Below are 21,402 nucleotides of genomic sequence, written 5' to 3'. Positions count from 1 at the left end.
TCCGAACCTCGAATCCAGCGAATCCATCACCCACCGATCCCGATGAAAGCTTCCCGATTTTTTGTCTCCACCCTCAAGGAAGCGCCCGCCGATGCAGAGGTGGCGAGCCACCGGCTGATGATGCGGGCCGGCATGATCAAGAAGCTCGGCACGGGCATCTACACCTACATGCCCATGGGCCTGCGCGTGATCCGCAAGGTCGAGGCGATCGTTCGGGAAGAAATGAACCGTGCCGGTGCCGTCGAGCTCACGATGCCGGTGGTCCAGCCGGCCGAGTTCTGGCAGGAGACCGGCCGCTTCGACAAGATGGGCCCCGAGCTCTTGCGCATCAAGGACCGGCATGACCGCGACTTCGTGATCCAGCCGACCAGCGAAGAGGTGGTGACCGACATCGCGCGCCAGGAGATCCGCAGCTACAAGCAGCTGCCGAAGAATTTCTACCAGATCCAGACCAAGTTCCGCGATGAGCGGCGTCCCCGCTTCGGCCTGATGCGCGGGCGCGAATTCATCATGAAGGACGCCTACAGCTTCGACCGCGACCTCGACGCGGCCAAGGCCAGCTACCAGATCATGGCGCAGGCCTATCGCAACATCTTCGACCGTTTCGGCCTGCGCTACCGCGCCGTGGCGGCCGACAGCGGTGCCATCGGCGGCGACCTGAGCGAAGAGTTCCAGGTGATCGCCGCGACGGGCGAGGACGCCATCGTCTACTGCCCCGACAGCAATTACGCTGCCAACCTGGAAAAGGCCGAAGCGCTCGCTCCGGCCGGCCCGCGCCCCGCGGCCGCCAAGGCGCTCGAGAAGACGCCGACCCCCGGCAAGAGCACCTGCGCCGACGTGGCCGAGCTGCTCGGCGTGCCGCTCGCAACCACCATCAAGTCGCTGGTGCTGGCCACCGACATCCTCGACCAGGCCGGCAACCCGAAGGGTTCGCAGGTCTGGCTGCTGCTGCTGCGCGGCGACCACGACATGAACGAGATCAAGGTCAGCAAGGTGCCGGGCCTGGACCAGGGCTTCCGCTTTGCGACGCTCGCCGAGATCGACGAGCACTTCGGCTGCAAGCCCGGCTACCTCGGCCCGCTGAACCTCAAGAAGCCCGTCAAGCTCGTCGCCGACCGCGAGGCTGCCGTGCTGGCCGACTGGATCACTGGCGCCAACGAAGTCGACTTCCACATGACCGGCGTCAACTGGGGTCGCGACCTGCCCGAGCCGGAAATCGTGGCGGACCTGCGCAACGTGGTGGCGGGCGATGCCTCGCCCGACGGCAAGGGCGTGCTGGCGATCGAGCGCGGCATCGAGGTGGGCCACGTCTTCGTGCTCGGCACCAAGTACAGCAAGGACATGAACGCCACCTATCTCGACGAAGGCGGCAAGCCGCAGTTCCTCGAGATGGGCTGCTACGGCATCGGCATCACGCGCCTGCCCGCCGCCGCCATCGAACAGAACCACGACGAGCGCGGGATCATCTGGCCCGACGCGCTGGCGCCGTTCACCGTGGTGGTCTGCCCGATCGGCATGGACCGCAGCCCCGAGGTCAAGGTGGCCGCCGAAGCGCTCTACGAAGAACTGCTCGCCAAGGGCGTCGACGTGCTGCTGGACGACCGCGGCGAGCGCCCCGGCGCGATGTTCGCCGACTGGGAACTGATCGGCGTGCCGCACCGCGTGGTCATTTCCGACCGTGGCCTGAAGGAAGGCCAGCTCGAATACCAGCATCGCCGCGACACCGCTGCGACGAAGGTGCCGTCGGCCGGCATCGCCGACTTCATCGCCGGCAAGCTCGCCGCATGAGCTTCACCGGCCGTCGCAACGACGACCCAGGGGCAGCCGCCGCGGCGGATGGCATGCCCATCTCGCGGCGCAGGTGCATCGGCGTTGCCGCGGCTTCGGGCGTTCTGTCGCTGACGGCGTTGCCGCAGACCGCTTTCGCCGGCGCACAGATCGAAGAGCCCTTGATCGACTCGGTGCGCACCGCGCTGAGTTCGGCGATCCACAACAAGGCGCCGCCGGTGCCCGAGTTCACGACCACCGAGGCGCGCCTGGCCTACCTGCGCTGGCTCGGCGAAATGAGCGAGCGGCTCAAGAAGAAGATCGCCGACTGGCCCTCGCGCAAGGAATTCCTGCAGACCGCCTGGTACGAGGCCAAGCGCTCGGGGCTCGACGTGAGCCTGGTGCTCGGGCTGGTGCAGGTCGAGAGCAACTTCCGCAAGTTCGCGGTGTCGAGCGCCGGTGCGCGTGGCTACATGCAGGTGATGCCGTTCTGGACACGCGTGATCGGCGACAGCGACTCGGCCAAGCTGTTCCACATGCAGACCAACCTGCGCTTCGGCTGCGTGATCCTGCGCCACTACCTCGACCGCGAGAACGGTGACCTGTACATGACCCTCGGCCGCTACAACGGCAGCCGCGGCAAGTCGCCGTATCCGAACGCCGTGTTCGCGAACCAGCGGCTCTGGGCCTACGACGACAAGGCGCGAGAACGCGAAAGAGACCGCGAGCGCGAGAAGGACCGTTCGGCAGCTTGAATCTCACTTTCGCGAATAGGCGAAAGCGGCCCTGCCCAGCGGGGCGCGCCAGGACTTCGCGCTAGGTTTTTGTGACCATCACCTGGTCGATGCGGTAGCTGTCGACGTCCATCACCTCGAAGGTGTAGCCGCCCCAGGCGACGCTGTCCGTCCGCTTCGGCACGCGGCGCAACATCACCATCAAAAAACCCGCGAGCGTTTCGTACTCTTCCGAATGCGGCAGCTCGTCGATGTGCAGCGCACGCTGCACATCCTGGATCGGCGTGATGCCGTCGATCAGCCACGAGTTCTCGTCGCGCTTCACGATCTGCTCCTCGTCGGGCATCGAGACGAGGTCGCCCATCACCGTGCTCATCACATCGTTGAGCGTGATCACGCCGACCACCAGGCTGTATTCGTTGACGATGATCGCGAAGTCTTCATGCGCCTGCTGGAACTGCTCGAGCACCTCGGTCAGCGAGAGCCGGTCGGGAATCACCAGCGCCTTGTGCAGCGTGAGGCCCTGGTCGAAGGCGAGCGGCTGGCCGCTGAGCACGCGCTGGAACATCTCCTTGGCATCGACATAGCCGAGCACATGGTCGATATCGCCATCGCACACCGGGTAGGCCGAAAACGGCTCGGCCACGATGCGCGCGCGCAGCACCGATTCGGGGTCGTCGTGCAGGAACCAGGCGATGCTCTCGCGCGCCGTCATCACGCTGCTCACGAGGCGCGTGTCGAGCTCGAACACGTTGGCGATCACTTGCTGCTCGCGCACCGCGAGCACGCCGGCCCGTGCGCCGGCCTCCGTCATTGCGAGGATGTCGGCGGAGGTGATCTTGTCGTCGCGCGCCATCGGCATGCCGAGCACCTTGAACAGCAGATCGGTGCAGCGCGTGAAGAACCACACCAGCGGCTTGAAGGTGGTGATCAGCACCAGCATCGGCCCGACCATGCGGACAGCGATGCGCTCCGGGTCGCTCATGCCGAGGCGCTTGGGGAACAGGTCGGCGAACACCAGGAACACCGCGATCACGATCACGAACGAGCACAGAAAGGCCACGTTGGCAGACGCTTCCACGCTCAGCCAGCTCTCGAAGAATCGCGCGAAATACGGGCTGAGCGAGCCCTCACCGACCACGCCGCCGAGGATCGCCACCGCGTTGAGGCCGATCTGCACCACGGTGAAGTAATGGCCCGGCTGCTCCTGCACGCGCAGCACGCGTTCGGCGCGCGCATCGCCCTCGTCGGCCATCTGGCGAAGGCGAAGACGCCGCGAGGCGGCCAGGGTGATTTCGGCAAGGGAGAAGAACGCGCTCATCGCGATCAGCAAGACGATGATGAGCAGGCTTTGGGTGAGGTTCATGGTGGCACAGCGAAGAGTGCCATGGTGCCATGACTCGGCCCGCGAAAGACCCTCAGACGCCGCCGTGCGGATGGGTCGGATCGACCCACAGGACCGATTCGGGTTTCTCTACAGGTTCGATGTCGAGATTGACGGCCACCGCCTCGCCGTCGCTGCGGCACAGCACGCACTCGAGCGTCTCGGTCGCGCTGGCGTTGATTTCCTGGTGCGGCACAAAAGGCGGTACGTAGATGAAGTCGCCCGGCCCCGCCTCCGCGGTGAACTCGAGCTTCTCGCCCCATCGCATGCGGGCCCGGCCGCGCACGACGTAGATCACCGATTCGAGGTGCCCGTGGTGATGGGCGCCGGTCTTGGCATCGGCATGGATGGTCACCGTGCCGGCCCAGAGTTTCTGCGCGCCCACGCGGGCGAAGTTGATGGCGGCGGCCCGGTTCATGCCGGGCGTCTGCGCCGTGTTGACGTCGAGCTGGTTGGCGCCGATCACGCGCACGCCGTCGTGCTTCCAGGCCGGGGTTTCATCGCCCTCATGCGAGTGGCCGTGGCCCGCGTGATCGTGGCTCATGGCAAGCCTCGGGGAATCAGGCGGGATTGCCGTTCAGCACCTGTTGCAGCTCGCCCGACTCGTACATCTCCATCATGATGTCCGAGCCGCCGACGAATTCGCCCTTCACGTAGAGCTGGGGAATCGTGGGCCAGTTGCTGTATTCCTTGATGCCCTGGCGGATGCCATCGTCTTCGAGCACGTTGACGGTCTTGAGCGTCTTGGTGTCGACGCCGACGGCCTTGAGGATCTGGATGGCGCGGCCGGAGAAACCGCACATCGGGAAGCTGGCATTGCCCTTCATGAAGAGCACGAGTTCGTTGGTTTTGACGAGGTCGTCGATGCGTTGCTGGGCGTCGGACATGGGAACTCCTGAAAAGTGGGGGCTGAAGGGGATTATTTCACCGCGCGCCAGATTCCGCCCGAGCAGCGCTGGATGCCTGCCAGGTCGTCCCGGCTTTGGACTTCTGCGAAGCCGAGGGTTTCGAGCAGTTGGCGCACGGCGGCGGCCTGGTCATGGCCGTGTTCGAGCAGCAGCCAGCCGCCCTCGGCGAGGTGATCGGGCGCGTTCTGGACGATCTGGCGGATGTCGTCAAGCCCGTCGGCGCCCGCGACCAGCGCGGACGAGGGCTCGTGCTTCAGCGCAGGCAGATGCGGGTCGTCGGCGGCGATGTACGGGGGGTTGCTGGCGATGACCGTGTAGCCGTCGGCGGCGCCGGCGAGCCAGTGAGCCTGGGCAAAGCGAACCGGGAGGCCGAGGCGCCGGGCGTTGGCTTGCGCGACGGCCAGCGCGTCGGCGCTGGCATCGACCGCATCGACCTGCGCATCCGGGCGCGCATGCTGCAGCGCCAGCGCGATAGCGCCGCTGCCTGTGCCGAGGTCGAGCACGCGGGGTGCGTCGCGGCCTTCGAGGCATTGCAGGGCCCAGTCGACCAGCGTCTCGGTGTCCGGGCGAGGCACCAGCACCCGCGCGTCCACCTGCAAGTCGAGGCCGTGGAATTCCTTCGTGCCGAGCAGATAGGCCACCGGCTCGCCCGCGAGGCGGCGCGACAGCTGCGCCGCGAGCGAAGCCCAGGCGGCATCGGACATGGCATCGGTGTCGTGCGCGAGCAGCCAGGCGCGGTCGTGCGGCGCACGGCCCAGCGCATGCAGCAGCAGCAACTGCGCATCGAGTCGATCGACGCCCAGCGCCACGGCCGCGGCCAGCGCCTGCGCCACGGTCGACGGTGCGGTGGATTCGGTCATCACGCGGGAAGGCTCGATTCCAGCTCGGCCAACTGCTCGGCCTCGCGCGCGGCACGCAGCGCCTCCAGCACGTCGCCGAGGTCGCCTTCCATGATCGCCAGCAGCTTGTAGAGCGTGAGGTTGATCCGGTGATCCGTGAGCCGCCCCTGCGGAAAGTTGTAGGTGCGGATGCGGTCCGAACGGTCGCCGCTGCCGATCAGGCCCTTGCGCATCGCCGCATCCTTGGCGGCGCGCTCGCTGCGGTCCTTTTCCTGGATGCGCGCCGACAGCACCTGCAGCGCCTTGGCCTTGTTGCGGTGCTGGCTGCGGTCGTCCTGGCACTCGGCCACGATGCCGGTCGGGATATGCGTGATGCGCACGGCCGAGTCGGTCTTGTTGATGTGCTGGCCGCCGGCGCCGCTCGCACGGTAGGTGTCGATGCGAAGGTCGGCCGGGTTGATCTGCACCGCCACGGTTTCGTCGGGCTCGGCCAGCACGGCGACCGTGCAGGCGCTGGTGTGGATGCGGCCCTGCGTCTCGGTGGCCGGCACGCGCTGCACGCGGTGGCCGCCCGATTCGAAGCGCAGCTTGCCGAAGACCTCGTCGCCCACGATGCGGATCACCACTTCCTTGTAGCCGCCGAGTTCGCTCGCGCTCTCGCTCACAATTTCGCAGCGCAGGCCGGCGCGCTCGCAGTAGCGCGTGTACATGCGCAGCAGGTCGCCCGCGAACAGGGCCGATTCGTCGCCCCCCGTGCCGGCGCGGATTTCCATGAAAGCGTTGCGTGCGTCGTCGGGGTCCTTGGGGAGCAAGAGGCGCTGCAGCTCTTCCTCGAGCTGCACCAGCTCGGCCTCGGCGCCGGCGATTTCGTCGCGCGCCATCTCGGCCATGTCCGGATCGTCGAGCATTTCCTTCGCACCGGCGATGTCGGCCTCGCGCTGCTTGTAGCGCTCGTAGCGGCCGGCGATCTGCGTGATCTCGGCGTGCTCACGCGAGATGGTGCGGTACTGCGCCATGTCGCTCATGATGTCTTCGCGCGAGAGCAGGAAGTCGAGCTCGCCGAGGCGCTGGACGTAGCGTTCGAGTTGATGGCGAAGAAAGGATTTCACGGAAGAAGGAGCTCGGGAAAATGGGAGATGAATGCCGCGTGCAGCGGCAGGGCGCAGGGAGGCCGCGGCACGCAGGACCGGGCCACTGACGAGCGTCGCTAACGCTCTTTGCGCAGGAACAGGCGCGAGATGGTCTGCGCGGTCTGCTCGCGCGATGCGGCATCGCCCGAATGCAGCTCGGCCATGGCGCCGTGCATCATCTTTTGCGTGAGCCCGCGCGACATCGCCTCGAGCACCGCATCGACCGATTCGCCCTTGGCCAGGAGCTTGCGGGCGCGCGTCATCTCGGCGGAGCGCCACTCGTCGGCCTGTGCATTGAGCTGCTGGATCAGCGGCACCGTGCTGCGCTGGCCGAGCCAGTGCATGAAGCTCTGCACGCCGGCATCGATGATGACTTCGGCCTGCGCCACCGCGGCCTGGCGATTGGCCTGGCCCTGCTGCACCACGTGCGCGAGGTCGTCCACGGTGTAAAGGTAGACGTCTTCCAGCGCCTTCACTTCGGGCTCGATATCGCGCGGCACGGCCAGGTCGACCATGAAGATCGGGCGGTGCTTGCGTGCCTTGAGTGCGCGCTCGACGGCGCCCAGGCCGATGATCGGCAGCGTGCTCGCGGTGCAGCTCACCACGATGTCGAATTCGGCGAGCCGCGCCGGCAGGTCGGCCAGCCGCATCGCCTCGCCGCCGAAGCGCGTGGCGAGCTTTTCGCCACGCTCCAGCGTGCGGTTGGCGATGGCGATGGACTTCGGCTCCTTGGCCGCGAAGTGGGTGACCGCGAGATCGATCATTTCGCCCGCGCCGACGAACAGCACGCGCGTCTTGCGCAGGTCTTCGAAGAGTTGCCCGGCCAGCCGCACGGCCGCGGCTGCCATGCTGATGGAATGCGCGCCGATCTCGGTGGCGGTGCGCACTTCCTTCGCGACGGCGAACGAGCGCTGGAACAACTGGTTGAGCGTGGTGCCAAGGGCGCCGACGTTCTCGGCCGCGCGCACCGCGTCTTTCATCTGGCCGAGGATCTGGGCCTCGCCGAGCACCATCGAATCGAGCCCGCTGGCCACGCGGAAGACGTGGCGCGCAGCCTCGTCGTCGTGCAGGGTGTAGGCGTGGGAGCGCAGCAGCGTGGGCGCCACGCCGCCGCTCTCGGCCAGCCAGCCGAAGGTGTGGTCGAGGGCGATGTGTTCGGAGGCGCAGTAGATCTCGGTGCGGTTGCAGGTCGAGATGATCGCGGCTTCCACCTGAGGGTGGCGGCTGCTGGGGAAGGAACTGCGCAGGCTCTGCAGCGTCGGGGCGATCTGATCGAGCGCAAACGCAAAACGACCGCGCAGATCGAGCGGCGCGGTCGTGTGGTTCAAGCCGAGAGCCCAGACAGACATGGGCGTGATTATAAAATCAGCAGCGGCCCGGGGCTTGCCGAGGGACAAATGGCTTTCCCTATAACAGCCATAACCTTCGCCACATGGTGGCGCCCCCTCCCAACCCTCTCCGATGGACCTGCTGGCCCTCCTCAATCACCTGCTTAATTTTGTGGCACCCGCGGCCTTCGTCGCGCTGGTGCTGGCCCTGGTGGGGCGGTTCCTGGGCGGGCGCCGGGCCGGCGTTCCGCGCTGGTGGGTGCAATGGGCGATCACCTTCGGGGCCGGCGTCGGCGTCCTTGTCGTCGGGCTGATGGTGTTCGGGCGTGACGGCGTGATGACGACCTATGCCGCGCTCGTGGCGGTCTGCGGCACCGTGCAATGGCTCGCGATGCAGGGCTGGCGCCGCTGATCAGTCCAGCCGGCGGGCCATGTAGACAGAAGTGCCGGGGTAGGTCGCGAGCCGGGCCTGCTGCGCCGGATCCGCCGGCTGCATCACCGCATAGCCCTGCCGCTCCCAGAAGCCGACGGACGCCTGCACCGACACCAGCGTCGATTGCCGCCAGCCGGCCTTCGCCGCGTGCGCCCACGCATGGCGCACCAGCCGCGGCCCGAGGCCCAGTCCCGAAGCGGCCGGGTGCACCGCGAGGTCGTGCAGGTACAGCGTGTCGGCGTCCGGCGCGACCTCGAATTCGCCATGCAGCGCCGTGAGCTTGCCCGCGACCGAGGGGTAGGCCGCCAGATAGGCCTTGACCTCCCCCGCGTGCCCAGCCACCCAACCCGTCCCCGGCGCCGCAGCCAACCGCCGCGCAATCAACGTACCGTCTTCCACGAAGCCCGCGCCGTAGCAGGCGAACTGGATCGCGAGCACCGCGTCCAGATCGTCCGCGCGCATCGCACGCACGAAGACGGCATCTGTCGCCATCAGGCCAGCAGCAGCTTGTCGTCGTCGAGCTTTTCGCCGCGCGTCTGCTCGAACATCCGCAAGAGGTCGGGCACATCGAGCCCCGAGCGTTCCGGCCCGGCCACATCGAGGATCACCTGACCCTCATGCAGCATGACGGTACGCGAACCGTAGTCCAGCGCCTGCCGCATGCTGTGCGTCACCATCATCGCGGTGAGCTGGCTGCCTTCGACGATCTTGGCGGTCAGCTCCAGCACGAAGGCGGCGGTCTTCGGGTCCAGCGCGGCGGTGTGTTCGTCCAGCAGCAGGATGCGCGAGGGCTTGAGCGACGCCATCAAGAGGCTCACCGCCTGCCGCTGCCCGCCCGAGAGCAGGCCGATGCGGTCGGCCAGCCGGTTTTCCAGGCCCAGCTTCAGGATCGACAGCTTCTCCCGGAACAGCTCGCGCAGACTCCGGTTGAGCGAAAAGCCGAAGCCGCGCCGCTCGCCGCGCTTCCACGCCAGCGCCATGTTCTCCTCGATGGTCAGCGCCTCGCAGGTGCCGGCCATCGGGTCTTGGAACACGCGGGCCACCATGCCCGAGCGCCGCCAGGCGTTCATGCGGGTCACGTCCTTGCCGTCGATCTCGATGCTGCCCTTGTCGACGATCAGATCGCCGCTCACCGCATTCAAGAAAGTCGATTTGCCCGCGCCGTTCGAGCCGATCACGGTGACGAACTGGCCGGTCGGAATTTCCAGGCTGAGCCCGCGCAGCACGCGGTTCTCGATCGGCGTGCCCGGGTTGAAGGTCATCTCCAGGTTTTGAGCGCGCAGCATCAGTTCTTCCCCTTGAAGAGGCCGCGCAGCTTGCGCTTGTAAGCAGGGATCAGCAGCGCGACCGCGACCAGCACGGCGGTCACCAGGTTCAGGTCCTGCGCCTGCAGCCCCATGAAATCGGTGTTGAGCGCCATCGCGATGAAGAAGCGGTAGAGCAGCGCACCCAGCACGCAGGCCAGCGTGGTGATCACCATGCTGCGCGCCGGCAGCAGCGTCTCGCCGATGATCACCGCCGCGAGGCCGATCACGATCGTGCCCACGCCCATCGAGATGTCGGCCGTGCCCTGGCTCTGCGCGAACAGCGCGCCGGCCAGCGCCACCAGCGCGTTGGAGAGCGCCAGGCCCGCCATCGTGTGGAAGTCGGTCGAGATGCCTTGTGCGCGCGCCATTCGGGCGTTGCCGCCGGTGGCGCGCATCGCGAGGCCCGCTTCGGAGGCGAAGAACATGTCGACCACGATCTTCGCGACGATCACGATGAAGAGCAGCAACAGCGGCTTGGCCCACTGCTCGGGCATGCCGCCGAAGTCGACCATGGTGAACACGGTCGGCTCGGTGATCAGCGCCACGTTGGGCTTGCCCATCACGCGCAGGTTGATGGAGTACAGCGCGATCATCACCAGGATGCTCGCGAGCAACTGCATGATCTTCAGCTTGACGTTGAGCCACGCCGTGACCCAGCCCGCAGCGGCGCCGGCCACGCAGGCGACCGCGGTGGCGGCCACCGGATTCCAGCCCAGGACGATCAGCGTCGCGGCCACGGCGGCGCCCAGCGGAAAGCTCCCGTCCACCGTGAGGTCGGGGAAGTTGATGATGCGAAACGACATGAAGACGCCCAACGCGACCAGTCCGAATATCAGACCGATCTCGATGGCGCCCAGCGAAGCGATGAGCGACATAAAGAAGCGCGCTTCTTACTTCGTGGCCACGACCTTGGCGCTCTTCAAGAGCGATTCGGACAGCGTCGCGCCCTGCGCTTTCGCGGCCGCGGGGTTCACCACCAGCTCGAAGTTCGTGCTGGTCTGCGAGGCGATGGTGCCGGGCTTCTCGCCCTTCAGGATGCGCACGACGATCTTGCCGGTCTGGCGGCCGATGTCGCTGTAATTCAGGCCGAGGGCCGCCACGGCGCCGCGCTCGACGGTGGCCGTGTCGGCGGCCACCACCGGCAGCTTGGCTTGCTGGGCGACCTTCACGATGCCTTCGAAGGCCGAGACCACGTTGTTGTCGGTCGGCGTGTAGATCACGTCGGCCTTGCCCACGAGGCTCTGGGCGGCGGTCGGCACGTCCACGGTGCGGGCAGCGGCGGCTTCGACGACGGTCATGCCGGCATCGGCGGCGGCCTTCTTCAGCGAGGCGACGATCACCACCGAATTGGCTTCACCGGGGCTGTAGATCACGCCGATGCGCTTGGCGTTCGGCACCACCTGCTTGATGAGGCCGATGTGCTTCTCGAGCGGCGAGAGGTCCGACACGCCGGTCACATTGGTGCCGGTGGCGTCCCAGTTCTTCACCAGCTTGGCCGCCACCGGGTCGGTGATGGCCGAGTACACGACCGGAATCGTCTTGGTGGAGGCCACCACGGCCTGCGCCGACGGCGTGGCGATGGCGACGATCACGTCCGGCGCATCGCCCACGTACTTGCGGGCGATCTGGGCGGCGGTGCCCACGTTGCCCTGTGCGCTCTGGTAGGTGAACTTGAGGTTCTTGCCTTCTTCGTAGCCCGCCGCCTTGAGCTCGGCCTTCACGCCGTCGCGCACCGCATCGAGTGCCGGGTGCTCGACGATGGCGGTCACCGCCACCGACTTGGTCTCTGCCGCGAACGAAGGCGCGGCGGCCAGCATGCCGAGGGCCAGGGCGACAGCGCTGAAGGGGGTGCGAAGCAGGGCGTTTTTCACGTGAGGGTCTCCGGGTGGGGATGGGAATGTCTGAGGTGGAGGCCGCGGCGTGCGCCGGGGCGGGGAATTCAGCGGCGTCGGGAACTGCGTGTGCAGTCCCGGCAGCTTCGAAGTCTAGATCGTACTTTGCACAATTAAGGTGCATGGACGGCTAGTGCTTACCCCGCTTTAAGAAACATAATTGCATCCAATGGAGGATGTAAGAGATGAAATTGCATGAGATCGAACTCGACCGCATTGACCGGCGGATTCTTGAGCATTTGCAGGCGAATGGCCGCGCATCGAACCTGGAACTCTCTGAAATCGCCAATCTCTCGCCCGCCCAGTGCCTGCGGCGGCACCGGCGGCTCGAAGAACTGGGGCTGATCAGCGGCTATGCGGCGCGGCTGAACGCGCGCCACGTCGGCCTCGGCGTGATCGCCTTCATCCACGTGACCATGGCGCGGGGCCACGTCGACGAGCTGCCCAAGTTCCAGGACCTGATCGCCGACCTCAAGCAGATCCTGGAGTGCTACTCGGTGACCGGCGACTTCGACTACGTGTTGAAGGTGGTCGCGCGCGACCTGGAGTCGCTCTCGCAGTTCCTGATGCACACGCTGATGCACATGCCCGGGGTGTCGGCCGTGCGGTCCAGCGTGTGCCTGAATGAGATCAAGTGCACCACGGCGCTGCCGCTGGAGTGATGAGCCTCAGGTCGGCATGCCGGGGATCGGCGAGTTCTGCGTCGCGGGCGCCGGCGCGGCCGCGGCGGGCTCCGTCGGCGCCATCATGAAGGTGGTCGGCGTCGCCATCGGCAGCCCGGCTTTCTTCAGCTCGTCGAGGATCACGAACAGCAAATCGCTGCGCACGCCGCCCGCCAGCCGCGGGCTCGCCACGTAGGCGATGGCCTGGAAGATCAAGAGCCCGTTCTCGATGCCCTCCAGCGTGAGCGACGGCGCCGGCGTTTCCAGCACCCCTTCGTGCGCGCGGCAGGCTTCGAGGATCAGCTCGCGCACCCGCTGCGCATCGGTCGTCAGCGGCATCGGCAGGCGAATCAGCACGCGGCCCTCGGCATTGGAGAGCGTCATGTTGCGCACGGTCTTGGTGATGAACTCCGAGTTCGGCACGATCAGCGTGGAGCGGTCGCCCAGCACGATCTCGGTGGCGCGCACGTTGATGCGCCGCACGTCGCCCTCGGCCGTGCCCAGCACCACCCAGTCGCCCACCTTCACCGGCTGCTCGGCCAGGAGGATCAGCCCCGAGATGAAGTTCTGCACGATCGCCTGCAGCCCGAAGCCGATGCCCACCGACAGCGCGCTCGCCACCCACGCGATGCGCTCGATGCCGATGCCCAGGGCCGAGAGCGCGAACGCGATCACCAAAATTCCGCCCACGTAGCCCAGCAGCGTGGTGATCGAGCTCTGCATGCCCGGCTCGAGTTGCGTGTTGGGCAGGTAGCTGCGTTCGAGCCAGCGCTTGAACACCCGCATCACGATGAAGCCGACCACCGCCACCGCGATGGCGCTCAAGATGGCGCCCGGCACCAGCTGGAACTCGCCCACCTTCACGCCGGTGCCGAACTTGCCGCTGCGCTGGAACACCTCGCCCGGCCCCGTGCCCAGCGGCGCGGCGAGCGCGATCAACATATAGAAGAACAGCCCGACCCGGCTCAGCCCCGAAAGCACCGTGGCCGCCTGGTCCAGCGTCTGCGGCGCGAGGTTGAAGCTCTTCTGCAGCCGCTGGCCGAAGGTGCTGCGCGACGACACCAGCGCCATGAACACGTCGTCGGCGAACTTGAACAGCACATAGAAGGCCGCGGCCACGATGCCGCTCCAGGTGAGCTGCGAGGCCAGGAAGCTCGCGAGCGCCACGTAGCCCACGGCAACCAGCACCCAGATCGCGATCATCAGCACGGCGATCAGCGCCACCAGCAGGCCGACCCACATCGGCCGTTCGGGCAGGCCGGCATCGGGCGCGTCGGCGCGCAGCGGCTTCACCAGGTAGAGCACCGCGCCCACCAGCGTGGTGAGCACCAGTGCCGTGAGCACGTGCGTGGCGATCACGGCCGCGAAGCTGGCGTCGATCAGCGCGTTGACCTCGGCGGGTGTCCAGGCCAGCGCCGCGACCAGCGCGACCAGCCAGGGCAGCGCGGCCAGGCGGGTGGCCATCGCATCGGGGATCGGCGGCAGCCGCCACGAGGGGCGGCGGGTGGCGAGCAGGCCGCGGCCTAGCCCGATCACGAAGGCCATGAACACCAGCGCCTGCGCCGACGACTGCAACGCCTTGCGCGCCTGCGGCTCCCAGGTGGCGTATGCCTTGAGCACTTCCACGAAGCCGTGCGCCGCGATCGCGACCAGGAGCACGTGGCTGCCCACGATGGCGATCACCAGCACCGAACGCCGCAGGCGCCCGGCCGGCAGCCACCGCGCGGCGAGGCGGGTGAGCAGGTGTTCGGCCGCCCAGTTGCCGAACACCGCGAGCAGCAGCGCGGCAATCAGCGCGGCGATCACCCGGGTGCGGGTCTCGGGCTGGAGCGCGGTCTGCAGGCCGTCGTTCAGGGCGGCCGTCATCGTCTTCAGGCGCTCCAGGTCGTCGGGCCAGGCCTCGCGCAGGTCGTTCCAGAACTCGCCGCCGAGCGGCGAGGCCGCGCGCTCGGTGAGTTGCGCCTCGAACAGGGCGCGGCGCTGGGTGACGAGGTCGGTGCCGCGCTGGCGCACGTCGACAGACAGGAGCCGAGCGAGGCGGATGTCGGCATCGAGCGCATTGCGCTCCTTGGTCAGGCGCGCGCGCTGGCGGGTGATGTCGGGGTCTTCGGTGGCGCCCGCGGCAGGCGGGTTGCCCAGTTCGCCGAGCCGGGCGTTCAGGTCGGCCAGCTCGCCGGTGCGGGCGGCGACGAACTTGTCGGCCTGCGTGCCGATCGCGTTGATCTGCGCAAGCTGCTTGCGCACGTCATCGTCGGTGTCCGCCGTGGCGGTGATCTTGGTGAACTGGTCGCGCAGCTCGGCCACCGTGGGGGCCGGCGCGGGCAGCGAGGTGGCGCTGCCCCCGAGGTCTGGCTGCGCCATGGCGCTACCGCACATCAGCAGGGCGGCAAGGCAAAAGGTCGCTAGGCGGGGGATCCAATTCATGGCTGCATCATAGGAGCGGCCCCCGCGGCGATTTTCGTAAGAGCGAGTAAGCGTCGCGAGGCTCAGCCGGCGGGGCTGAACAGGTCCACCCGGTCCGTGATGATGCCGTCGGTGCCCAGCGCAATCAGCCGTTGCGCGGCCCAGTCGTCGTTGACGGTGTAGTTCAGCGAGCGCATGCCCGCGCCATGCACCTCTGCGACGGTGGCGGCGTCCCACAGCGCGTGGTTGCAGACAATGGCCTGGCAGCCGAGGTCGAGCGCCGTGTCGAGCCAGCCCTTTCGGAGCGAATCGAGCAGCAGGCCGCGCGGCAGCTCGGGCTGCACCGCGGCCGCGCCGCGCAGCGACTCGACCTGAAACGAGGTGAGCAATGGAGGAATCGCAGCGCCTTGCCAGAGGCGCGCTGCTTCCCGCGCCACGACCTCGCCGGTTACGCGCTCGGTACCGGGCGTCGGCTTGATCTCGATGTTGAGCAGGTAATCGTTGGCCAGGCAGAAGCGCGCCAGGTTCTCCAGCGTGGGCAGCGGCTCGCCGGCGAAGGCGCGCGAATGCCAGCCGCCCGCGTCGAGCTGCGACAGCGCGCTCCACGTCTGTTCGCCGCCGATGCCGCGGCCGTTGGTGGTGCGCTCCAGCGTGGCGTCGTGCATGAGGAAGGGCACGCCGTCGGCGCTCAGCTTGGCGTCGCACTCGAACATGCGGTAGCCATGCGCCGCGCCGAAGCGGAAGGCTGCGAGCGTGTTTTCAGGGGCCAGCTTCCCGGCGCCGCGATGCGCGACCCAGCGGGGATAGGGCCAGGGACTGCGTTCGGCCATCGCTCAATCCGCCCGCTTGCCCGATCCGGCGTCGAACCAGTGCAGCTTGTCTTCGCGCGCTGCGATCTTCACCGTGTCGCCCGCGACCGGCGGATGGTCGCCTTCATCGGTCCGCATGATGATCTGCTCGTCGCCGATGCGGCCGTACACCAGGCGCTCGGCGCCCAGCAGTTCGACCTGCTCGACCTGCACCGTCCAGCCGCTTTCGTCGAGCTTCATGTGCTCGGGGCGAATGCCCAGGATCTGGCCCGCGCGCACGCCCGGGGCGTGCTTGAGCAGGTTCATCGGCGGCGAGCCGATGAAGCTCGCCACGAACGTGGTGGCCGGGCGCGAGTACACCTCTTCGGGCGTAGCGAACTGGTCCATCACGCCGCCGTTCATCACGATGATGCGCTGCGCGAGCGTCATCGCCTCGACCTGGTCGTGCGTCACGAAGAGCGAGGTGATGCCCAGCTCGCGGTGCAGCTTCTGGATTTCGAGGCGGGTCTGCGCGCGCAGCTTGGCGTCGAGGTTCGACAGAGGTTCGTCGAACAAAAACACCTGCGGCTGCCGCACGATCGCACGGCCCATGGCCACGCGCTGGCGCTGGCCGCCCGAAAGCTCGCGTGGCTTGCGCTCGAGCAGGTGGCCGAGTTCGAGGATCTTGGCGGCCTTGTCGACGCGCACCTTGATCTCGGGCACCGGCACCTTGGCGATCTTCAGGCCGTAGGCCATGTTCGCGAACACGCTCATGTGCGGGTAGAGCGCGTAGTTCTGGAACACCATCGCGATGTCGCGCTCGGAGGGTTCGAGTTCGTTCACCACGCGGCCGCCGATGGCGATTTCGCCGGCCGAGATTTCCTCCAGGCCCGCGACCATGCGCAACAGCGTGGACTTGCCGCAACCCGAGGGCCCGACGATCACGATGAACTCATGGTCGGCGATCTCGGCGCTCACGCCGTGGATGACCTGGTTGGCTTTCGGCCCGTGGCCGTAGCGCTTGATGACGTTGCGTAAGGAGAGAGCTGCCATTTGTTATTTCTCGGTATCCACAAGGCCCTTGACGAACCATTTCTGCATGAGCACCACCACCAGCGCGGGCGGCAGCATCGCGAGGATGGCGGTGGCCATCACGACGTTCCATTCGTTCTGCCCGTCGCCGCCGGCAATCATTCGCTTGATGCCGACCACCACGGGGTACATGTCTTCGCTCGTGGTCGCCAGCAGCGGCCAGAGGTACTGGTTCCAGCCGTAGATGAACTGGATCACGAACAGCGCCGCAATCGAGGTTTTCGACAACGGCAGCAGCACGTCGAAGAAAAAGCGCATCGGGCTCGCGCCGTCCATGCGCGAGGCCTCGGTGAGCTCGTCGGGTACCGTGAGGAAGAACTGGCGGAACAGGAAGGTCGCCGTGGCTGACGCGATCAGCGGCACCGTGAGGCCCGCGTACGTGTTCAGCATGTTCAGGTCCGACAGCACCTTGTAGGTGGGCAGGATGCGCACCTCCACCGGCAGCATCAGCGTCACGAAAATGGCCCAGAAGCAGATCTTCTTGAACGGGAAGCGAAAGTACACGATGGCAAAGGCCGACAGCAGCGAGATGGAAATCTTGCCGATGGCAATGACCATCGCCGTCACGAAGCTCACCCACATCATGTGTGCCACCGGCGCGTTGGAGCCCGCGCTGTTCTCGCGCCCGAAGAGCGCGCCCTTGTAGCTGTCGACGATGTTGGCGCCGGGCAAAAGCGGCATCGGCGCCTGCACGATTTCCTGCGCGGTGTGGGTAGAGGCCACGAACGCCAGGTAGAGCGGGAAGGCGACGATGAAGACGCCCAGGATCATGATGACGTGGGCCAGGATGCCGTGGGTTCCGCGCTTCTCAACCATGCCGTGCTCCGCCGGATTTGTCTTGTTGTTGCTTCATCATCAGTACTGCACTTTCTTCTCGACGTAGCGGAACTGGATCACCGTCAGCGCCACCACGATCACCATCAGCACCACCGACTGCGCGGCCGAGCCGCCGAGGTCCAGGCCCTTGAAACCGTCGTGGTAGACCTTGTAGACCAGGATGGTCGTGTCCTTGCCCGGGCCGCCCTGCGTGGCCGCATCGACAATCGCGAAGGTGTCGAAGAAGGCGTAGACCACGTTGATCACCAAGAGGAAGAACGTGGTGGGCGAGAGCAGCGGGAACTGCACCGTCCAGAAGCGGCGCCACGGGCGCGCACCGTCGATGGCCGCGGCCTCGATCAGCGACTTCGGAATGGACTGCAGCCCGGCCAGGAAGAACAGGAAGTTGTAGGAAATCTGCTTCCACACCGAGGCCATCACGATCAGCGTCATGGCGTGGCCGGAGTCCAGCAGGTGGTTCCAGTTGATGCCGATCTTGCCCAGCGCATAGGCCACCACGCCCAGCGAGGGCGAGAACATGAAGACCCACAGCACCGCCGCCACGGCGGGCGCCACGGCGTAGGGCAGGATCAGCATGGTCTTGTAGAACATGCCGCCGCGCACGATGCGGTCGGCGAACACGGCGAGCATCAGCGACAGGCTGATGCCGATGCCGGCCACCAGCACCGAGAAGAGCGCCGTGGTCTTGAACGACTCGCCATAGGCCGGGTCGTTGAACAGTTCCCTGAAGTTCTGCAGCCCGACGAATTCGACCGAGGTGCCGAATGCATCCTGCTGCTGCAGCGACTGCAGGAGGGCCTGCCCCGCCGGCCAGAAGAAAAACACGAGGATCACCGCCATTTGCGGCGTCAGCAGCAGCCAGGGCAGCCAGCCCGAGCGAAAGAAAACGCGTTTTTCCATGATCCCTCTGAATAAAAAATCCCGCCCGGCCCGCCCTTGTGCAAGAGCGAACGGGGGCGGGCGATATTAGCCGGACGCAAAGGCCCGGCCATCAATCGTTAGCTTTTGTTCGCCTTCTGGAAACGTTCCAGTTGCTCGTTGCCGCGGGTCACGATGGCGTCCAGGGCTTCCTTGGCGGTCTTCTTGCCGTTCCAGACCTGTTCGAGCTCTTCGTCCTCGATGGCGCGGATCTGCACGTAGTTGCCCAGGCGGATGCCGCGGCTCTTGTCGGTGACCTTGCGGATCATCTGCGTCACGGCCACGTCGGTGCCGGGGTTCTGCTTGTAGAAGCCCGAGTCCTCGGTGAGCTTGTACGAGGCGGTGGTCACCGGCAGGTAGCCGGTGCGCTTGTGGCTGGCGGACTGCACTTCAGGCGTCGAGATGAAGCTGAAGAACTTGGCCACGCCCTTGTACTCGGCCGGCTTCTTGCCCGACATGACCCACAGGCTCGCGCCGCCGATCACCGTGTTCTGCGGTGCGCCGGGCACGTCCGGGTAGTAGGGCAGGGGGGCCAGGCCATAGGCGAACTTGGCGTTCTTGGCCACGTTGCCGTAGAAGCCCGACGACGTGTTGATCATGGCGCACTCGCCCGAGACGAACGAGGCCTCGGGCACGTTGCCGCGGCCCTTGTAGATGAAGAGGCCCTGCTTGGCCATGCTGGCCAGGTTCTCGATGTGGCGCTGATGCAGCGGCGAGTTCACCTTCAGGCGGGCGTCCAGGCCCTGCAGGCCGTTGGCCTTGCTCGCGAACTCCACGTTGTGCCAGGCCGAGAAGCTCTCGACCTGCGTCCAGTTCTGCCAGGCGGTGGTGAACGGGCACTTGTGGCCGCTCGCCTTGAGCTTGGCCGCTGCGGCCACCACTTCGGGCCAGGTCGACGGTGCCTTGTCGGTCGGGAGGCCGGCCGCCTTGAAAGCATCCTTGTTGAAATAGAAGATGGTGGTCGAGCTGTTGAACGGGAAGCTCAGCATCTGGCCGTTGGGGGCCGTGTAGTAACCGGCCACGGCGGGGATGTAGGCGGCCGGATCGAACTTCTCGCCCGCGTCCTTCATGACCTGTCCGACCGGAATGACGGCGCCCTTGCTGGCCATCATGGTGGCGGTGCCCACTTCGAACACCTGCAGGATGTGCGGTGCGTTGCCCGAGCGGAAGGCCGCGATGGAGGCCGTCATGGATTCGTCGTACGTGCCCTTGAAGGTCGGCACGATCTTGTATTCCTTCTGGCTCTCGTTGAACTGCTTGGCCAGGTCGTTGACCCACTCGTTGTTGACGGCGGTCATGGAATGCCACCACTGGATCTCGGTCTGGGCCTGCGCCATGTTGAACAGCGTGGTCGCGGCCAGCGCCGATGCCAGCGCGAGCGTCTTGAATCGCATGAAGACTCCTGAAGGGAAAATGAAAGCGCGGATGCTAGGGCATGTGAATGACACAGCCGCGTCACATTGGCGCACGGACCGCCGTCATCTTCCAATCGGGAAAACCCCTTTGGCACCAAGCTCTGCGCGGGTTGCGGGCCTGCATGCTGCGCCGCAGCATGCTAGCATCGCCCTCCCTTTTTTGGCCCAGCTTGTCGCCACGGCCAGGGCCCTTTGCGAGACCGCCATGAGCAGCAAAACCTCCCTCGACAAAAGCAGGATCAAGTTCCTCTTGCTCGAGGGCATCCACCCTTCGGCCGTGGAGGTGCTGCGCGCCGCCGGCTACACCAACATCGAGTCGCTGCCGGGTGCGCTGCCCGACGCCGAGCTCAAGGCGAAGATCGCCGACGTTCATTTCCTGGGCATCCGCTCGCGCACGCAACTGACGGCCGAAGTGTTCGCCGCCGCCCACAAGCTGGTGGCCGCCGGGTGCTTCTGCATCGGCACCAACCAGGTCGACCTGGAAGCCGCCCGCGAACACGGCGTGGCGGTGTTCAACGCTCCCTATTCGAATACACGCTCGGTGGCCGAACTGGTGCTGGCCGAGGCGATCCTCTTGCTGCGCGGCGTGCCCGAGAAGAGCGCTGTCGCGCACCGCGGGGGCTGGCTCAAGTCGGCCGACAACGCCTTCGAGATCCGCGGCAAGACGCTGGGCATCGTGGGCTACGGCTCCATCGGCGCGCAGCTGTCGGTGCTGGCCGAGGCGCTGGGCATGCACGTGGCCTTCTTCGACGTGGTCACCAAGCTGCCGCTGGGCAACGCGCGCCAAGTGCGCGACCTGCACCAGTTGCTGGGTCAGAGCGACATCGTCACGCTGCACGTGCCCGAGACGCAGGCCACGCAATGGATGATCGGCGCGGCCGAGATCGCGGCCATGAAGCCGGGTTCTATCCTCATCAACGCCTCGCGCGGCACGGTGGTCGAGATCGACGCGCTGGCCGGCGCGCTGAAGGAAAAGAAGCTCCTGGGCGCCGCGATCGACGTGTTCCCGGTGGAGCCGCGCAGCAACAAGGACGAGTTCCAGTCGCCGCTGCGAGGCCTGGACAACGTGATCCTCACGCCGCACATCGGCGGCTCGACCATGGAGGCGCAGGCCAACATCGGGCTCGAAGTGGCCGAGAAGCTGGTGAAGTACAGCGACAACGGCACCTCGACCTCGTCGGTCAACTTCCCCGAGGTGGCGCTGCCCGCGCACCCGGGCAAGCACCGGCTGCTGCACATCCACCGCAACGTGCCGGGCGTGTTGTCGGAGATCAACAAGATCTTCTCGGACAACCACATCAACATCTCCTCGCAGTTCCTGCAGACGAACGAGAAGATCGGCTACGTGGTGATGGACATCGACGCGGCTTCTTCCGACCTGGCGCTGGAGAAGCTCGCGAAGGTTGCCGGGACGATCCGCAGCCGCGTGTTGTTCTGAACTTCTGACTTGCTCCCTCTTCCCTCGGGGAGAGGGTTGGGGTGAGGGCTGCGGCATCAAACCCCGCTGGGGTCCTAGCACAAGGACAAGCGGCGCGCCACGCGGCAAGACCCCAAGCCCTGTCCTA

Annotated in this window: 21 protein-coding genes; 5 read left to right on the top strand and 16 right to left on the bottom strand. The window is 66.6% G+C overall.

All coding sequences use genetic code 11. The features are described from left to right. Positions 1–42: 42 nt before the first annotated feature. Positions 43–1,788, top strand: a complete 1,746-nt coding sequence (locus QF040_RS17745; protein ID WP_429612156.1) for a proline--tRNA ligase — start codon at positions 43–45, stop codon at positions 1,786–1,788. A 53-nt stretch (positions 1,789–1,841) separates the two neighbouring features. After that, entirely contained in the window at positions 1,842–2,522 is a 681-nt protein-coding gene (locus QF040_RS17740; protein WP_429614666.1) for a lytic transglycosylase domain-containing protein, read from the top strand. Between the two features lie 61 nt (positions 2,523–2,583). Here QF040_RS17740 and QF040_RS17735 read toward each other — a convergent pair whose 3' ends face one another. The 6 genes from QF040_RS17735 to hemA all read right to left on the bottom strand — a co-directional run bounded on the left by QF040_RS17735 (position 2,584) and on the right by hemA (position 8,111). Beyond that, a complete protein-coding gene (locus QF040_RS17735) occupies positions 2,584–3,867 on the bottom strand; it encodes a hemolysin family protein (RefSeq protein WP_429612155.1) in 1,284 nt (427 codons plus the stop codon). Between the two features lie 52 nt (positions 3,868–3,919). Beyond that, complete coding sequence (locus tag QF040_RS17730) at positions 3,920–4,429, bottom strand: cupin domain-containing protein (protein WP_429612154.1); 510 nt, start codon at positions 4,427–4,429, stop codon at positions 3,920–3,922. A 16-nt stretch (positions 4,430–4,445) separates the two neighbouring features. After that, the gene (grxD, locus tag QF040_RS17725; RefSeq protein ID WP_013543189.1) at positions 4,446–4,772 is read right to left on the bottom strand and encodes a Grx4 family monothiol glutaredoxin; all 327 of its coding nucleotides are present in this window, start codon (positions 4,770–4,772) and stop codon (positions 4,446–4,448) included. Between the two features lie 32 nt (positions 4,773–4,804). Further along, positions 4,805–5,653 carry a peptide chain release factor N(5)-glutamine methyltransferase gene (gene prmC / locus QF040_RS17720; protein WP_429612153.1) on the bottom strand — a complete coding sequence of 283 codons (849 nt, stop codon included), beginning with the start codon at positions 5,651–5,653 and terminating at the stop codon, positions 4,805–4,807. After that, on the bottom strand, positions 5,653–6,741 hold the full coding sequence (gene prfA, locus QF040_RS17715) for a peptide chain release factor 1 (RefSeq protein WP_429612152.1): 1,089 nt from the start codon (positions 6,739–6,741) through the stop codon (positions 5,653–5,655). Before prfA ends, prmC begins: the two co-directional genes overlap by 1 nt. A gap of 98 nt (positions 6,742–6,839) precedes the next feature. Continuing rightward, complete coding sequence (hemA, locus tag QF040_RS17710) at positions 6,840–8,111, bottom strand: glutamyl-tRNA reductase (RefSeq protein WP_429612151.1); 1,272 nt, start codon at positions 8,109–8,111, stop codon at positions 6,840–6,842. Between the two features lie 112 nt (positions 8,112–8,223). Between hemA and QF040_RS17705 the strand changes: the two genes are divergently transcribed. Continuing rightward, positions 8,224–8,502, top strand: coding sequence for a hypothetical protein (locus tag QF040_RS17705; protein ID WP_429612150.1), 279 nt, complete (start codon positions 8,224–8,226; stop codon positions 8,500–8,502). Here the strand turns inward: QF040_RS17705 and QF040_RS17700 are convergent, their stop codons facing one another. Genes QF040_RS17700 through QF040_RS17685 form a run of 4 tightly spaced genes read right to left on the bottom strand, consistent with a single transcriptional unit; the run spans position 8,503 to position 11,701 of the window. Next, entirely contained in the window at positions 8,503–9,015 is a 513-nt protein-coding gene (locus QF040_RS17700; protein ID WP_429612149.1) for a GNAT family N-acetyltransferase, read from the bottom strand. Beyond that, complete coding sequence (locus tag QF040_RS17695) at positions 9,015–9,809, bottom strand: ABC transporter ATP-binding protein (protein WP_429612148.1); 795 nt, start codon at positions 9,807–9,809, stop codon at positions 9,015–9,017. Before QF040_RS17695 ends, QF040_RS17700 begins: the two co-directional genes overlap by 1 nt. Continuing rightward, positions 9,809–10,705, bottom strand: coding sequence for an ABC transporter permease (locus QF040_RS17690; protein WP_306881734.1), 897 nt, complete (start codon positions 10,703–10,705; stop codon positions 9,809–9,811). Before QF040_RS17690 ends, QF040_RS17695 begins: the two co-directional genes overlap by 1 nt. A gap of 15 nt (positions 10,706–10,720) precedes the next feature. After that, entirely contained in the window at positions 10,721–11,701 is a 981-nt protein-coding gene (locus QF040_RS17685; protein ID WP_429612147.1) for an ABC transporter substrate-binding protein, read from the bottom strand. Positions 11,702–11,913: 212 nt separating this feature from the next. On the opposite strand from QF040_RS17685, the gene QF040_RS17680 reads away from it, so the two are divergent. Continuing rightward, a complete protein-coding gene (locus QF040_RS17680) occupies positions 11,914–12,384 on the top strand; it encodes an Lrp/AsnC family transcriptional regulator (RefSeq protein WP_176659845.1) in 471 nt (156 codons plus the stop codon). Between the two features lie 6 nt (positions 12,385–12,390). Here QF040_RS17680 and QF040_RS17675 read toward each other — a convergent pair whose 3' ends face one another. The 6 genes from QF040_RS17675 to ugpB all read right to left on the bottom strand — a co-directional run bounded on the left by QF040_RS17675 (position 12,391) and on the right by ugpB (position 19,816). Next, complete coding sequence (locus tag QF040_RS17675) at positions 12,391–14,808, bottom strand: DUF3772 domain-containing protein (RefSeq protein ID WP_429612146.1); 2,418 nt, start codon at positions 14,806–14,808, stop codon at positions 12,391–12,393. A gap of 62 nt (positions 14,809–14,870) precedes the next feature. After that, positions 14,871–15,617 carry a glycerophosphodiester phosphodiesterase gene (ugpQ, locus tag QF040_RS17670; RefSeq protein WP_429612145.1) on the bottom strand — a complete coding sequence of 249 codons (747 nt, stop codon included), beginning with the start codon at positions 15,615–15,617 and terminating at the stop codon, positions 14,871–14,873. Positions 15,618–15,620: 3 nt separating this feature from the next. Further along, complete coding sequence (ugpC, locus tag QF040_RS17665; RefSeq protein WP_429612144.1) at positions 15,621–16,628, bottom strand: sn-glycerol-3-phosphate ABC transporter ATP-binding protein UgpC; 1,008 nt, start codon at positions 16,626–16,628, stop codon at positions 15,621–15,623. A gap of 3 nt (positions 16,629–16,631) precedes the next feature. After that, positions 16,632–17,483, bottom strand: coding sequence for a sn-glycerol-3-phosphate ABC transporter permease UgpE (gene ugpE, locus QF040_RS17660; RefSeq protein ID WP_429612143.1), 852 nt, complete (start codon positions 17,481–17,483; stop codon positions 16,632–16,634). 39 nt (positions 17,484–17,522) lie between these two features. After that, positions 17,523–18,404 carry a sn-glycerol-3-phosphate ABC transporter permease UgpA gene (gene ugpA, locus QF040_RS17655; RefSeq protein WP_429612142.1) on the bottom strand — a complete coding sequence of 294 codons (882 nt, stop codon included), beginning with the start codon at positions 18,402–18,404 and terminating at the stop codon, positions 17,523–17,525. Positions 18,405–18,502: 98 nt separating this feature from the next. Continuing rightward, positions 18,503–19,816 (bottom strand): sn-glycerol-3-phosphate ABC transporter substrate-binding protein UgpB, encoded by a 1,314-nt coding sequence (gene ugpB / locus QF040_RS17650; RefSeq protein ID WP_429612141.1) that lies wholly within the window; start codon positions 19,814–19,816, stop codon positions 18,503–18,505. A gap of 226 nt (positions 19,817–20,042) precedes the next feature. Between ugpB and serA the strand changes: the two genes are divergently transcribed. Next, positions 20,043–21,275, top strand: coding sequence for a phosphoglycerate dehydrogenase (gene serA / locus QF040_RS17645; protein ID WP_429612140.1), 1,233 nt, complete (start codon positions 20,043–20,045; stop codon positions 21,273–21,275). Positions 21,276–21,402 lie beyond the last annotated feature (127 nt).

This window comes from Variovorax sp. W2I14 (genome assembly GCF_050435205.1).
Classification (GTDB): Bacteria; Pseudomonadota; Gammaproteobacteria; order Burkholderiales; family Burkholderiaceae_C; genus Variovorax; species Variovorax paradoxus_C.
The sequence above is the reverse complement of the archived record's forward strand: the minus strand, read 5'-3'. Positions and strand labels throughout refer to the sequence as shown.

Excerpts from the sequence above, each read along its gene's own strand:
- QF040_RS17745 (WP_429612156.1), top strand. The coding sequence starts at position 43 with ATGAAAGCTTCCCGATTTTTTGTCTCCACCCTCAAGGAAGCGCCCGCC.
- QF040_RS17740 (WP_429614666.1), top strand. The coding sequence starts at position 1,842 with ATGCCCATCTCGCGGCGCAGGTGCATCGGCGTTGCCGCGGCTTCGGGC.
- QF040_RS17735 (WP_429612155.1), bottom strand. The coding sequence starts at position 3,867 with ATGAACCTCACCCAAAGCCTGCTCATCATCGTCTTGCTGATCGCGATG.
- QF040_RS17730 (WP_429612154.1), bottom strand. The coding sequence starts at position 4,429 with ATGAGCCACGATCACGCGGGCCACGGCCACTCGCATGAGGGCGATGAA.
- grxD (WP_013543189.1), bottom strand. The coding sequence starts at position 4,772 with ATGTCCGACGCCCAGCAACGCATCGACGACCTCGTCAAAACCAACGAA.
- prmC (WP_429612153.1), bottom strand. The coding sequence starts at position 5,653 with ATGACCGAATCCACCGCACCGTCGACCGTGGCGCAGGCGCTGGCCGCG.
- hemA (WP_429612151.1), bottom strand. The coding sequence starts at position 8,111 with ATGTCTGTCTGGGCTCTCGGCTTGAACCACACGACCGCGCCGCTCGAT.
- QF040_RS17705 (WP_429612150.1), top strand. The coding sequence starts at position 8,224 with ATGGACCTGCTGGCCCTCCTCAATCACCTGCTTAATTTTGTGGCACCC.
- QF040_RS17700 (WP_429612149.1), bottom strand. The coding sequence starts at position 9,015 with ATGGCGACAGATGCCGTCTTCGTGCGTGCGATGCGCGCGGACGATCTG.
- QF040_RS17695 (WP_429612148.1), bottom strand. The coding sequence starts at position 9,809 with ATGCTGCGCGCTCAAAACCTGGAGATGACCTTCAACCCGGGCACGCCG.
- QF040_RS17690 (WP_306881734.1), bottom strand. The coding sequence starts at position 10,705 with ATGTCGCTCATCGCTTCGCTGGGCGCCATCGAGATCGGTCTGATATTC.
- QF040_RS17675 (WP_429612146.1), bottom strand. The coding sequence starts at position 14,808 with ATGAATTGGATCCCCCGCCTAGCGACCTTTTGCCTTGCCGCCCTGCTG.
- ugpQ (WP_429612145.1), bottom strand. The coding sequence starts at position 15,617 with ATGGCCGAACGCAGTCCCTGGCCCTATCCCCGCTGGGTCGCGCATCGC.
- ugpC (WP_429612144.1), bottom strand. The coding sequence starts at position 16,628 with ATGGCAGCTCTCTCCTTACGCAACGTCATCAAGCGCTACGGCCACGGG.
- ugpE (WP_429612143.1), bottom strand. The coding sequence starts at position 17,483 with ATGGTTGAGAAGCGCGGAACCCACGGCATCCTGGCCCACGTCATCATG.
- ugpA (WP_429612142.1), bottom strand. The coding sequence starts at position 18,404 with ATGGAAAAACGCGTTTTCTTTCGCTCGGGCTGGCTGCCCTGGCTGCTG.
- ugpB (WP_429612141.1), bottom strand. The coding sequence starts at position 19,816 with ATGCGATTCAAGACGCTCGCGCTGGCATCGGCGCTGGCCGCGACCACG.
- serA (WP_429612140.1), top strand. The coding sequence starts at position 20,043 with ATGAGCAGCAAAACCTCCCTCGACAAAAGCAGGATCAAGTTCCTCTTG.